This is a genomic window from Flavobacteriaceae bacterium GSB9 (assembly GCA_022749295.1).
Lineage (GTDB): Bacteria > Bacteroidota > Bacteroidia > Flavobacteriales > Flavobacteriaceae > Flavisericum.
The window spans coordinates 21338-35472 of record CP062007.1; the positions used below are offsets into that span (position 1 = coordinate 21338).

The window sequence follows — 14135 nt, forward strand, 5'->3', positions numbered from 1 at the left end:
AATCTATCCTTTTTTAAGTTTGTCGTGATTTAAGATTAATTGTTGATTTTATCCTTAAAAACGTCAAATTCCGATTTGCCATTTGCTTTCGGAAAACTATTGTTCCCAGTATTGGTATCTGCAAATTCAAAATTAGGATCTAAATTAATTTTCGACACCGCTTTAGTTTTTACAAATGTTTGTATTATTTCATACTCATTTCTACGCCACACTTGAGCTGGTAAAGTATCAATTTCAGATGAGCCATCAGTAAAAATCCACTCTATGGTTATGGGCATTACTAAACCTCCTAAGTTCTTAATGGTAAGCTCGTAGATGTTTTTTCCGTAAAGAGTTTTTCTGATTTCCTCGTCATCTAAGCGCGAAAGGAATTGGCCATAGCCTTTATCGGGCGTGTTGGTAACGGTTATGGTTTCTGGCCCGTTTGAAAAATTGTTGGTCAAGGTTTCGGTGTTTTTATCGTTGGCCTGAATTTTAACCTTTGAAGATTTTTTTTTATCTTCAAGATTAGTGTCTTCCTCAAAAACTTTAAACCACTTTACATTACTCAATTCCATATCTACATGGTCGGTTGTGAAAAACCATCCTCTAAAAAACCAATCTAAATCGGTGGCCGTAGCATCTTCTAAGGTTCTAAATAGGTCCCCAGGATTAGGGTGTTTGTACTTCCAACGGTTGGCATATTCTTTAAAGGCTTCATCAAAAAGTTCTTTGCCAATAATGGAATTGCGAAGCATCTGCAAGCCAACGGTAGGTTTTATGTAAAAATTCGCACCAAATTGGTTAAACAGTTCGTTGTCTGATGTCGTCATAATGGGGCGCAAAATACTTTTGTCACCGCTCATGAAGGGTACAATGCTTTTTGGAGTAACACTGCTAAATTCAGGATAGCGTTCTGCCAGTGTTCTATGGTGTAAAAAGGTGTTCAATCCCTCGTCCATCCACATCCATTTACGTTCATCAGAACTCACAATCATTGGGAACCAATTGTGCCCTACCTCGTGTATAATGGTACTTATCATGCTTTGTTTGGCGGCATCACTTATAATGCCATTTTTTGGTCTTCCGCCATTAAAGCTAATCATGGGGAATTCCATGCCGATATTAGATGTGTTTACAGAAATACAAACAGGATACGGGTAGTCGAAAGTGGCTTCAGAGTAAACTTCCAGTCCGTGTTTTATGGCTTTTGTGGATTCTTCTTGCCAAACAGGCAACCCTTCTTTAGGGTAGAACGACATGGCCATAACCGTGTTTGTTGGTAATTTTACTGCTTGGGCATCCCAAATAAATTTTCGGGAAGACGCAAATGCAAAATCACGAACGTTTTCAGCCTTAAATTTCCAGGTTTTAAGTTTTGAAGATTTTTGTTTTTCATTGGCAATTGCTTCCTCTTTTGTAATAATCACAACAGGTTTGTTAAATGATTTTTTTGCCAATTGTAATCTTGTTTGTTGGTCTTTGGTGAGTACAGACTCACTGTTTAATAGGGTTCCTGTAGCGGCTACAATGTGGTCTTCAGGAACGGTAATTTCAACGTCATAATTGCCAAATTCAAGCGCAAACTCGCCTAACTTTTGAAACTGTTGGTTTTGCCAACCTTCGGTATCGTTATAAACGGCCATTCTAGGAAACCAATGCCCTAAAAGGTAAACGGTATTGCCGTCTTCAGGAAAATATTCGTAGCCCTCTCGCGATAGTAAAAACAGACTTCTGTCGGTTATAGGGTAAGACCAAGCTATATTTAGTACTGTGGTTTCTCCAGATTTTAAAGGTGTTTTAAGTTTCACCTTCATCATCGTATTGTTTACCATATATAGTAAATCGCTGCCAGAGCTATCTTTAACATATTTAATGCTATAACCAGCGGGAAAATCCATTGCTCGGGTTAAAAACTGCATTTGCCTTGTGCTCATGCCGTTTTTTATACTGTTATTTACACTGCCAAAATCTTCATTGCCCTTTTTGTTTACGTTTTGTTCGAGTTGAATCCAGACATAGCTCAACGCATCTGGAGAATTGTTGTAATAGGTAATGGTTTCCTGCCCGGATAAACTATTGTCTTTTTCATTTAATGTCGCTTTTATTTTATAATCTGCCCGTTGTTGCCAATAATTTTTGCCTGGTGCGCCACTCGCCGTTCTGTAGTTGTTTGGAGGTGCAATTAAGCGGTCTATGGGCTCAAACTTACCTTGCCAAGGCTTATTCTGCGCATTTAGAAAAGAAAAACAGAAAATAGCTACAAGTCCATATTGTAGAATATGTTTCATTAAATATGTATTTGAATTAGTCCCTCACAAGATATGAAATATTGAAGTATAGCCTTAAAAAATGTTCTTTTTAGTTAAATGAATGTTATTTTATTTAAAAACCTTACAAAACGTACCGCTTTTTGTTGCTTTAAGGATAAGCGTTCTTTACATTTGCAACCCAAAACAGAAACAAATATGGCAAAAAAAGATAGCTTAACCTTTGATGTGTTAATAGAGATACCTAAAGGGAGTAGAAACAAGTACGAATATGATTTTGCATTGCACAAGATTCGTTTTGATAGAACTTTGTTCTCTTCAATGATGTATCCCGGAGATTATGGTTTCGTTCCAGAAACTTTAGCCTTAGATCAAGACCCATTGGATGTTTTGGTTTTATCGACAGAGCCATCTTATCCAATGGTAGTTATGGAGGTTCGTCCAATAGGTGTGTTTCATATGACAGATGAAAAAGGTCCGGATGAAAAAATAATTTGTGTTCCGGTTTCTGATCCCGTATGGAGTCACAGAAGTGATATCACAGATTTAAACCCACATAGATTAAAGGAAATAGAGCACTTTTTTCAGGTTTACAAAGATTTAGAAGAGAAAAAAGTAGACGTTGGCGGCTGGGGCAATGCTGAGGAAGCCAGAAAAATATATAAAGAGTGTGTGCAGCGTTATGACGAAAGCGAACACAAGAAAAAAAGAACCTTTACCATCTAGATTACTAGATTCTTAAAATATTAAAAATAAACTGAGCCATCTTAAATTTAAGATGGCTTTTTTTATCACTTATATTTTTCTATTTTTAGCTCCATTAAAAAATTAATCTTAATCTAACTAAACTAATATGGAATTAATAGTGAAATTCTTGCCGCTATTTGGTGTTTTGGCACTAGCGTTTGTTTTAATTAAAAGTTCGTGGGTTTCAAAGCAGGACCAAGGCGATGAAAAAATGAAAAAAATCGCCAAAAATATTGCGGATGGCGCCATGTCTTTTTTAAAGGCAGAATATAAAATATTATCAATTTTTGTAATTGCAGTAGCCATTTTATTGTTTTTTAAAGGAAGCTCCGAAGCCGGCTCTAATGGTATGGTGGCCGTCTCTTTTATTGTTGGGGCTATATGTTCGGCGCTTGCAGGTTTTATTGGCATGAAAGTAGCTACTAAGGCCAATGTGAGAACCACCAATGCAGCAAGAACTTCATTAGGAAAAGCTTTAGAAGTCGCTTTTGCAGGAGGAGCCGTTATGGGCTTAGGAGTTGTTGGCTTAGGAGTGCTGGGACTTAGTGGACTCTTTATGATTTACAGCGAAATGGGATGGGGAATTAACGAAGTGCTTAATGTGCTTTCTGGTTTTTCGTTAGGAGCATCGTCAATAGCTCTATTTGCTAGAGTAGGAGGCGGCATTTACACTAAAGCTGCCGATGTGGGAGCTGATTTGGTAGGTAAGGTTGAAGCAGGTATTCCTGAAGATCATCCTTTAAACCCTGCGACTATTGCAGACAATGTTGGTGATAATGTTGGTGACGTTGCCGGAATGGGGGCCGATTTATTTGAATCTTACGTGGGTTCAATCATCGGGACCATGGTTTTGGGAGCATTAATCGCCACCGAAGGCCTTAATGGTCTTGGTGCGGTTTACTTGCCGTTGGTTTTAGCAGCCATAGGTATCATCATGTCTATCATCGGAACCTTTTTTGTAAAAGTTAAAGACGGTGGCTCACCACATAATGCATTAAATATTGGTGAATTTGGTTCGGCAGGATTAATGGTTGTAGCTTCCTATTTTATAATTAATGCATTAATTCCTGAAACATACACTTTTAAAGGTGTCGAATATGGTGCTATGGGCGTTTTTTGGGCTACAATAGCTGGTTTGGTAGCTGGGCTGTTGGTTGGTAAAGTTACCGAGTATTATACAGGTACAGGAAAAAAGCCTGTAAATGCCATTGTAAGACAATCTGAAACAGGCGCAGCAACAAATATTATCGCTGGTTTAGGAACAGGAATGATGTCTACCATGATTCCCATCATTTTAATTGCTGGTGCTATTTTGGTATCTCACCATTTTGCTGGACTATATGGTATAGCCATTGCAGCTGTAGGTATGTTGGCCAATACAGGAATACAACTAGCAGTAGATGCCTACGGACCAATTTCCGATAATGCTGGAGGTATCGCCGAAATGGCCGAATTGCCAAGTGAAGTACGTGAGCGTACCGATAAACTGGATGCTGTTGGTAATACTACAGCCGCCATTGGTAAAGGTTTTGCCATTGCTTCTGCTGCTTTAACGGCATTGGCTTTATTTGCAGCTTTTATGGAAACAGCCGGTGTAGGCAGTATTGATGTTTCCCAACCCGATATTATGGCTGGATTGCTTGTGGGCGGTATGTTGCCTTTTGTTTTTTCTGCATTATCAATGAATGCCGTTGGTCGTGCTGCCATGGCCATGATTGAAGAAGTGCGCCGTCAATTCAGGGATATACCTGAGTTAAAAGCAGCCCTAGGGGTTATGCGTAAATACGATTCTGATATGACCAAGGCTTCTGATGCCGACAGAAAAATATTTGATGCCGCCGATGGTGTTGCCGAATACGATAAGTGTGTAGCTATTTCAACCAAGGCTTCCATTAAAGAAATGGTGTTGCCAGGTTTATTGGCTATTGCCGTTCCGGTGGCTGTTGGTTTTATTGGCGGTGCAGAAATGCTTGGCGGATTACTTGCAGGTGTAACGACCTGTGGCGTGCTTATGGCTATTTTTCAATCGAATGCAGGAGGTGCTTGGGATAATGCTAAAAAAACAATTGAGGAACAGGGTAAAAAAGGAACAGAGGCTCATAAAGCAGCCGTTGTTGGCGATACAGTGGGCGATCCTTTTAAAGATACTTCAGGGCCTTCTTTAAATATTTTGTTAAAATTGATGTCTGTTGTTGCTTTGGTTATTGCGCCTAGTTTAGTTGACAATGATATTATGACAGCTTATGTTTCTGAAGGTGCTGCATTAGAGCAAACTCAAGTCACTAAAGAAGTGGAAGTTGAAATGGACAAAAATGATGATGGTATTGTAAAAGCAGTTGTAACAACAACTACAACAACAAACGGCGAAGAATTAGTGGCCTACGAAACGTTTGAAGGCTCAGAAAAAGAAGTGAAGGCTAAAATTGAAGCCCTTAAAGTTGATGATGAATTACAAGTAGAAAAAACACTTAATTAGGTAGTTGTAAAAAGCATTAACTAGTTAGTATTTTTTTAAGTAACTAAGAGCTACGAATAAAAAAAGGCTATCACTTTTAAAAGTGATAGCCTTTTTTATGAACAAAACTTATATTGATTAAATATTAGCAGATTTTACGGTTTTGATAATTCTAGCAGCGATTTTATATGGATCACCGTTAGATGCTGGTCGTCTGTCTTCTAACCATCCTTTGTAACCTCTTTCTACAGTTGCAATAGGAATACGGATTGAAGCACCACGGTCAGATACACCATAAGAGAACTCATCGATAGATTGCGTTTCATGGTCTCCAGTTAAACGTTGGTCGTTAAACTCACCGTAAACCTCAATGTGTTCTTTTACTACCGGACGGAAAGCTTCACATACTTTTTCGTAAACTTCTTTACTTCCACAAGTTCTTAATAACGAGTTAGAGAAGTTAGCGTGCATACCAGAACCGTTCCAGTCTAAATCTCTACCTAGTGGTTTTGGGTGGTACTCAATATAGTAACCGTATTTTTCAGTTAAACGGTCTAGTAAATATCTTGCAATCCAGATTTCGTCACCAGCTTGTTTCGCACCTTTAGCAAACAATTGGAATTCCCACTGTCCGCAAGCAACCTCTTGGTTAATACCTTCAAAGTTTAATCCAGCCTCGATACATAAATCAGCATGCTCTTCAACTAAATCACGTCCGTGAGTGTTTAAACCACCAACAGAACAATAGTACATGCCTTGTGGTGCAGGGTATCCACCTCTAGGGAAACCTAAAGGTAATTCAGTTTTGGTATCCATTATAAAGTACTCTTGCTCAAAACCAAACCAGAAATCATCATCTTCATCGTCAATAGTAGCTCGACCGTTAGATTTGTGGGGTGTTCCGTCAGGATTCATTACCTCTGTCATTACTAAATATCCGTTGATACGCTCTGGGTCAGGATAAATAGCAACAGGCTTTAAAACACAGTCCGAAGAACCTCCAATGGCTTGTCTTGTAGAAGACCCATCGAAAGACCAGTTTCCTATTTCTTCAAGAGTACCTTTGAAATCCTCATGCTCCTCTACTTTAGTTTTACTTCTCATATTTTGGGTAGGGAAGTATCCATCTAACCAAATATATTCTAACTTGATTTTTGCCATAATAAATATTTATTTTTTATGAGTGAAATAATAATTTTTGTGAAACAAATATATGATTTATAGAATGTACTATGAATTTTATAGGGGTCTTTTAATTAATTGGTGAGTTATTTTTATTTATGCCCTATTTTTTTAAGGATTATTTTAAAAAAAGATGATTATTTTATTTAAATACTGAAAAAATGTTAACAACAAATTACAGTGGTTTGTAGCATTATTCAAGTTGCTGTTTTATTTTTGCTTAATAATTCATTATCAAAACGTTTAATAAAAATAAAGAATGTCAACATTAAGATTTCATGCTTTAAAAGAATCGTATGCGTACAAGTCTACTGTGTTTGTTGAAAAGGAACGCCGGTCTGATTTATTCGGTAGTAATGTTTTCAACGAAGAAACCATGCGTCACTATTTAACAAAAGATGCTTTTGATGGTGTAACCAATGCCATTCGGTTTGGAAAAAAAATAAATAGAAGTATAGCAGACCAGGTGGCATCGTCTATGAAAGATTGGGCGCTCTCAAAAGGAGTTACTCACTATACGCATTGGTTTCAACCTTTAACAGGTGCTACAGCAGAAAAGCATGATGCTTTTTTTGAAACCACATCAAATGGACTGGCTATAGAAAAGTTTGGTGGTGGGCAACTGGTTCAACAGGAACCCGATGCTTCAAGTTTTCCTAGTGGAGGCATTCGTAATACTTTCGAGGCGAGGGGATATACAGCATGGGATCCCACTTCTCCAGCCTTTATTTATGGAACAACCCTTTGTATTCCAACCATATTTGTGGCTTATACCGGTGAAGCATTGGATTATAAAACTCCGTTGTTAAGAGCGTTACAAGCGGTTGATAGTGCGGCTACAGATGTCTGTAAATACTTTGATAAAAACGTAAAAAAGGTAAGCGCGTCGTTAGGTTGGGAACAAGAGTATTTTTTAATTGATAAAATGTTGGCAACCAGTCGCCCAGATATCAATTTGGCGGGACGTACGTTATTAGGTCATTCTCCGGCAAAAGGTCAGCAATTGGATGATCATTATTTCGGGTCTATTCCAAGTAGAGCGCTTAATTTTATGCGCGATTTAGAAAATGAGTGTATGCTTTTGGGTATTCCTGCTAAAACACGGCATAATGAAGTGGCCCCCAACCAATTTGAATTGGCACCCATTTTTGAGGAAGCCAACTTAGCGGTGGATCATAACTCCTTATTAATGGATATTATGGGGCGTATAGCATCACGTCATAATTTTAAAGTGCTGTTGCACGAAAAACCATTTGCAGGTATTAATGGCTCGGGTAAACATAACAATTGGTCGCTTTCTACCGATTCAGGGGTTAATTTATTGGCACCGGGAAAAACCCCGATGAGCAATCTTCAATTTCTTACCTTTTTTATTAATACCATTAAGGCAGTGCACCAGCACGAAGCGCTTTTACGTGCCGCTGTAGCTTCGGCTAGTAATGACTATAGATTGGGTGCTAACGAAGCACCGCCTGCAATTATTTCAGTATTTATTGGCGAGCAGTTAACCAAGGTTTTAGAAGAGTTGGAAGGGGTTACAAAAGGAAAGTTGTCGCCAAAAGAAAAAACCGAGTTAAAACTTAATGTCGTTGGCAAAATACCAGATGTACTTCTCGATAATACCGATAGAAATAGAACATCACCATTTGCATTTACAGGCAATAAATTTGAATTTAGGGCGGTAGGTTCAACTGCAAACTGTGGTGACCCCATGACCGTTTTAAATACCATTGTAGCTAAACAGCTCACAGATTTCAAAATTGAAGTAGATGCGCTCATTGATAAAAAAGGACTTAAAAAAGATGAAGCCGTTTTCAATGTACTCAGGGAATATATAAAATCTACAAAAGCTATTTTGTTCGAGGGCAATGGTTACGGAAAAGAATGGGAGGAAGAGGCCAAAAAAAGAGGTCTTAGCAATAATAAAACTACTCCGGAAGCGCTTAGGGCTAAAATTTCCGATAAAACCATTAAGCTGTTTGAGGAAATGAATGTTATGAGTAAAATAGAAACCCAGGCCCGCTATGAAATTGAAATAGAATCTTATATTAAACACGTTCAGATAGAAAGTAGGGTGTTGGGTGATATTGCAAGAAACCATATCGTGCCTACTGCGGTGAAATACCAAAATGTATTGATTGAAAACGTAAGAGGTCTTAAAAGTATATTCGATAAAAAGTTCACTACGGTTTCTAAAGAGCAAATTAAATTGATTGAAGAAATATCAAATCACATAGAAGGCATTAATGCCAATGTGACTAAAATGATAGATGAGCGCAGAAAAGCAAATATTATAGAGGATGCTGAAAAAAGGGCCGCGGCCTATTGCAATAAGGTTAAAGCGCTATTTGATGATATTCGTTACCATTGCGATAAGCTTGAGCTTTTAGTAGACGACGAACTTTGGCCGTTGGCCAAGTATAGGGAGCTTCTCTTTACAAGATAAAATTTAACAACTCAAAAAAATCCTGCCCTAAAAAAGCAGGATTTTTTCATTCAAAAAACTACCTTTGCACCTCAATTCAACATTATGGGTCAAGAGGTTTCAAAACGTTATGCACAACGCGGCGTTTCAGCATCAAAGGAAGATGTTCACAGCGCTATTAAAAATATTGACAAAGGTTTGTTCCCCAAGGCATTCTGTAAAATAGTGCCAGATTATTTAACAAACGACGACGATTATTGTTTGATTATGCATGCCGATGGAGCAGGAACAAAATCGTCATTAGCGTACATGTACTGGAAGGAAACGGGTGATGTTTCAGTTTGGAAGGGTATAGCACAAGATGCGTTAATAATGAATGTTGACGACTTGCTATGTGTTGGGGCAACAGATAATATTATGTTGTCTTCAACCATTGGAAGAAATAAAAATGTAATTCCAGGCGAAGTCATTTCGGCTATTATTAACGGTACAGAAGAGTTGATTTCAGAGCTAAAAGGTTTTGGTGTAACCATTCATTCTACTGGAGGTGAGACTGCCGATGTTGGCGATTTGGTAAGAACGATTATTGTTGATTCTACGGTTACAGCGCGTATGAAACGCGATAATGTTATAGATAATGCTAATATAAAACCAGGTGATGTTATTGTAGGCCTTGAAAGTTTTGGGCAGGCCACTTACGAGAAGGAATATAATGGCGGTATGGGAAGTAACGGACTTACTTCTGCACGTCACGATGTGTTCGGCAAATATTTAGCCCAAAAATACCCCGAAAGTTTTGATGCAGCAGTACCTGAAGATTTGGTGTATTCAGGCAGCGTAAAACTAACAGATGCTGTTAAAAATTCTCCTATCGATGCTGGAAAATTGGTGTTGTCGCCAACCAGGACCTATGCACCGATAGTCAAAAAAATCTTATCAAAATTTAATAGTGATACCATTCACGGGATGGTGCATTGTTCGGGAGGGGCACAGACCAAAATATTACATTTTGTTGATCAACTTCATATTGTAAAAGATAATATGTTCCCCGTTCCGCCATTGTTCAAGTTAATCCAGGAGCAATCTAAAACCGACTGGAAAGAAATGTACCAAGTTTTTAACTGTGGTCATAGAATGGAGCTTTATGTAGCCCCCGAAATAGCAGAAGAGATTATAGAGATTTCTAAATCTTTTAATGTAAATGCCCAAATTATAGGGCAGGTAGAAGCATCAAAATCTAAAAAGCTGACAATAAAATCGGAGTTTGGTGAGTTTAACTACTAATTGTGCTATTTTTTTAAAAAAATGGAACGGTTATTGATTGGAAAGTAAACTTTTAAAACAAACCAACAAATCATGAAATATACGCTATTGGCTTTAGTGTGCTTCAGCTTTCATTTTACATACGCCCAACCCGATTCTCTGTTCATAAAAAAAGTAGAAGAAAAATATACTGGTCCAAAATGGGTACAAGAAAACAAGGCCACTTTTGATTTAAGTGAAGTTGCTTTTGTTAACTGGAACTCTGGTGGTACTAATTCTATTTCGGGGCTTCTAGGCTTTTTGTCTTCCGCAAACTATTCCGACAAGTTTTTTGCTTGGCGTAATGAGGCTAGAATTCAATATGGAGTGAATAAGCAAGAGGCGAAAGAATTTAGAAAAACTGATGATTTGTTCGAAATAAATTCCAATTTGGGGTACAGGCCAAATACCAAATCTAATTGGTTTTATTCTGCTAGACTTAATTTTAGAACCCAGGTAACAAATGGTTACAAGTACCCAAATACAGACGAACCTATTTCTACTTTGATGGCACCAGGCTATTTGTTCTTTGGTGGAGGTACAGAATACGGAAAAGAGATAGAAAAGGTGTCGTTATATTTTTCGCCATTAACACTAAAGGCCACCTTTGTGTTGGATGAGAACTTAGCAAACCAAGGTGCTTTTGGTGTAACACCTGCGGTTTTAGACGATGAGGGTAATGTAGTCGTTCCCGGTGAACGTGTTAGAAAAGAAGTCGGTATTTTGCTTACCAACAGTTATGAAATGGAAGTGGTTGAAAATATTAATTTAAAAAACCAACTTAGTTTATATTCCGATTATATTAACAACTTTGGAAATGTAGATATAGACTGGCGATTGGATTTCGACTTTAAGGTTAATCAATTTGTTCATGCTACTTTTGGTTCACATTTACGATACGATGACGATATAAAAACCAAAGAGCCTTCAAAAACCGAGGAAGGGGAGTTCGACGAAGCGGGTGCCAAAATACAGTGGAAGCAATTTTTAGGCATAGGTTTTGCCGTAGACTTCTAAAAAGAAAGATGTTGTTTCTTTTTAAAATTTGTTAACTTTTTAATGTTGATAAATTTTTAAAATACTGTATGTTAATTATTTAAGTGTTTTTTGTTGAAAACTCCATGACTTTTATCATGTTTTAAATTGTATATTTATGGTTAATTTAAATCTTCAATTAACCTAATAACCTTAAAATATACAGTTTACTAATGAAAGCAGAACTAGCCAAAACCCCACGGAAAACCTTCACCCAAGAAGAAGCGTTTAATGCGAGCCTAGAATACTTCAATAATGATGATTTAGCGGCTCGTGTTTGGTTAAATAAATATGCCTTGAAGGATTCTGATGGCAATATTTATGAACTTACTCCAAACGATATGCACAGGCGTATTGCTAAGGAGATAGCCCGAATTGAAACTAAATACGCTAATCCGTTTACCGAAGATGATGTTTTCAGTCTAATTAAAGATTTCAAGTATATTGTGCCGCAAGGTAGCCCAATGGCGGGTATTGGCAACCCTTTTCAAATTGTATCGCTTTCAAACTGTTTTGTTATTGGTAATGCTGGCCAATCAGATTCTTATGGTGGTATTATGAAGATTGATCAAGAGCAGGTACAGCTTATGAAACGTCGAGGCGGCGTTGGGCACGACTTGTCGCACATCCGCCCAAAAGGCTCTGCGGTAAAGAATTCGGCCTTGACTTCAACAGGAATTGTGCCATTTATGGAGCGCTATTCCAACTCAACCCGCGAGGTAGCACAAGATGGAAGACGCGGTGCATTAATGCTTTCGGTTTCCATTAACCATCCAGATTCTGAAGATTTTATAAATGCAAAATTAGAACAGGGGAAAGTTACTGGAGCTAATGTTTCGGTTCGTATTGACGATAGTTTTATGCAGGCCGTTAAAAACGATGGTGAGTACGTTCAAAAATATCCAATTTTTAGCGAAAACCCTAAGGTTACCAAACGGGTGGATGCCACATCGCTTTGGAAGAAAATTGTACACAATGCTTGGAAATCGGCCGAGCCTGGCATTTTGTTTTGGGATACCATTATTAACGAGTCGGTGCCAGATTGTTACGCCGATTTAGGCTATAAAACGGTATCAACAAATCCATGTGGTGAAATTCCGCTCTGCCCTTACGATTCGTGTAGGTTGTTGGCCATAAATTTGTTCTCGTACGTGGAGAACCCATTTACGGAAGAAGCGGCTTTCAATTTTGAATTGTTTAAAAAACATGTTGCCGCTGCGCAGCGTATCATGGACGATATCATCGATTTGGAATTAGAAAAAATTGATAAGATTTTACAAAAAATAGATGAAGACCCTGAGTTAGATGAAATAAAAGCAACAGAACGTAATCTTTGGGTCAACATCCAAAAGAAAGCGCAAGAGGGACGCAGAACAGGTGTGGGAATCACTGGAGAAGGCGATATGTTGGCTGCATTGGGTATTCAATATGGTAGCGAGACTGGAAATGCATTTTCATTAGAGGTTCACAAAACCATAGCCATTGAGGCCTATCGTGCTTCTGTACATTTAGCAAAAGAACGCGGTGCATTTGCCATTTTTGATGCTGAACGCGAAAAAAATAATCCGTTTATTAATAGATTGAAAGAGGCAGATAGCAAGTTGTACTACGAAATGTTGGAATATGGTAGGAGAAATATTGCGCTCTTAACCATAGCACCAACGGGTACTACCAGTTTAATGACGCAAACCACATCGGGTATCGAGCCTGTTTTTATGCCGGTTTATAAGCGTAGAAGAAAGGTAAACCCGAATGACAAAGACGTACGTGTTGATTTTATTGATGAGGTAGGAGACTCCTGGGAAGAATATGTGGTGTTCCATCACCGTTTTAAACAATGGATGAAGGTGAACAATATCGATACTTCTAAAAATTACTCGCAAGAAGAAATTGATGGATTAATCAAAAAATCGCCTTATTACAAAGCTACATCCAACGATGTCGATTGGTTAAGTAAAGTAAGTATGCAAGGCGCCATCCAAAAGTGGGTAGACCATTCTATTAGTGTCACCATTAATTTGCCCAGCGATGTTTCGGAGGATTTGGTTGGAGAGCTTTACTTGAAGGCCTGGGAAGTTGGTTGTAAAGGCGTAACGGTTTATAGGGATGGATCACGTTCTGGGGTCCTGATTTCCAATGATGATAAAAAGGAAGAGTCGGCTGAAGATACATTAACGACGTTTCCAACAAAGCGCCCTCAAGTTTTAGAGGCCGATGTCGTGCGCTTTCAGAACAACAAAGAAAAATGGATTGCTTTTATAGGTTTGATAGATGGAAAGCCTTATGAGATATTTACAGGTTTGGCAGATGATGAGGATGGTATTTTAATTCCGCGTTGGGCCAATAGCGGACTTATCATCAAAAATAGAAACGAAGACGGCACCAAGCGCTACGATTTTCAGTACAAAAATAAAAGAGGTTATAAAACTACAATTGAAGGGCTATCGCATAAGTTCAATCCTGAGTTTTGGAATTATGCTAAACTGATTTCAAGTACCCTGCGTCATGGCATGCCTATTGATAAAATTGTTGATTTAATAAACAGTTTGCAACTCGACAGTGAGTCAATCAACACATGGAAGAATGGCGTGGTTCGTGCCTTAAAACGTTATGTTGAAGATGGTACGCAGGCCAAAGGCCAACAATGTGATAATTGTAAATCTGAAAACTTGATTTACCAAGAAGGCTGCTTAACCTGTAAAGATTGTGGTTCTTCTAAATGTGGATAATATCCTGTTAT

Annotated in this window: 8 protein-coding genes; 6 read left to right on the forward strand and 2 right to left on the reverse strand. The window is 38.2% G+C overall.

The genetic code is table 11. The features are described from left to right. Window positions 1-35: 35 nt before the first annotated feature. Window positions 36-2270: a M1 family metallopeptidase gene (locus tag GSB9_00030; protein ID UKM63487.1), complete on the reverse strand. Its 2235-nt coding sequence runs from the start codon at window positions 2268-2270 to the stop codon at window positions 36-38. A gap of 177 nt (window positions 2271-2447) precedes the next feature. On the opposite strand from GSB9_00030, the gene GSB9_00031 reads away from it, so the two are divergent. Further along, window positions 2448-2975, forward strand: coding sequence for an inorganic diphosphatase (locus GSB9_00031; protein ID UKM63488.2), 528 nt, complete (start codon window positions 2448-2450; stop codon window positions 2973-2975). Between the two features lie 127 nt (window positions 2976-3102). Beyond that, the gene (locus tag GSB9_00032; protein ID UKM63489.1) at window positions 3103-5472 is read left to right on the forward strand and encodes a sodium-translocating pyrophosphatase; all 2370 of its coding nucleotides are present in this window, start codon (window positions 3103-3105) and stop codon (window positions 5470-5472) included. A gap of 117 nt (window positions 5473-5589) precedes the next feature. Here the strand turns inward: GSB9_00032 and GSB9_00033 are convergent, their stop codons facing one another. Continuing rightward, window positions 5590-6612 carry a glutamine synthetase beta-grasp domain-containing protein gene (locus GSB9_00033; protein UKM63490.1) on the reverse strand — a complete coding sequence of 341 codons (1023 nt, stop codon included), beginning with the start codon at window positions 6610-6612 and terminating at the stop codon, window positions 5590-5592. A 280-nt stretch (window positions 6613-6892) separates the two neighbouring features. On the opposite strand from GSB9_00033, the gene GSB9_00034 reads away from it, so the two are divergent. The 4 genes from GSB9_00034 to GSB9_00037 all read left to right on the forward strand — a co-directional run bounded on the left by GSB9_00034 (window position 6893) and on the right by GSB9_00037 (window position 14124). Next, a complete protein-coding gene (locus GSB9_00034) occupies window positions 6893-9079 on the forward strand; it encodes a glutamine synthetase III (GenBank protein UKM63491.1) in 2187 nt (728 codons plus the stop codon). Window positions 9080-9163: 84 nt separating this feature from the next. After that, on the forward strand, window positions 9164-10342 hold the full coding sequence (locus GSB9_00035; GenBank protein UKM63492.1) for an AIR synthase-related protein: 1179 nt from the start codon (window positions 9164-9166) through the stop codon (window positions 10340-10342). A 72-nt stretch (window positions 10343-10414) separates the two neighbouring features. Further along, a complete protein-coding gene (locus GSB9_00036; GenBank protein ID UKM63493.1) occupies window positions 10415-11377 on the forward strand; it encodes a DUF3078 domain-containing protein in 963 nt (320 codons plus the stop codon). Between the two features lie 191 nt (window positions 11378-11568). Beyond that, a complete protein-coding gene (locus tag GSB9_00037) occupies window positions 11569-14124 on the forward strand; it encodes an adenosylcobalamin-dependent ribonucleoside-diphosphate reductase (protein ID UKM63494.1) in 2556 nt (851 codons plus the stop codon). Window positions 14125-14135 lie beyond the last annotated feature (11 nt).

Coding starts and splice junctions, on each gene's coding strand:
- GSB9_00037 (UKM63494.1), top strand. CDS start 11,569: ATGAAAGCAGAACTAGCCAAAACCCCACGGAAAACCTTCACCCAAGAA.
- GSB9_00030 (UKM63487.1), bottom strand. CDS start 2,270: ATGAAACATATTCTACAATATGGACTTGTAGCTATTTTCTGTTTTTCT.
- GSB9_00035 (UKM63492.1), top strand. CDS start 9,164: ATGGGTCAAGAGGTTTCAAAACGTTATGCACAACGCGGCGTTTCAGCA.
- GSB9_00034 (UKM63491.1), top strand. CDS start 6,893: ATGTCAACATTAAGATTTCATGCTTTAAAAGAATCGTATGCGTACAAG.
- GSB9_00033 (UKM63490.1), bottom strand. CDS start 6,612: ATGGCAAAAATCAAGTTAGAATATATTTGGTTAGATGGATACTTCCCT.
- GSB9_00031 (UKM63488.2), top strand. CDS start 2,448: ATGGCAAAAAAAGATAGCTTAACCTTTGATGTGTTAATAGAGATACCT.
- GSB9_00036 (UKM63493.1), top strand. CDS start 10,415: ATGAAATATACGCTATTGGCTTTAGTGTGCTTCAGCTTTCATTTTACA.
- GSB9_00032 (UKM63489.1), top strand. CDS start 3,103: ATGGAATTAATAGTGAAATTCTTGCCGCTATTTGGTGTTTTGGCACTA.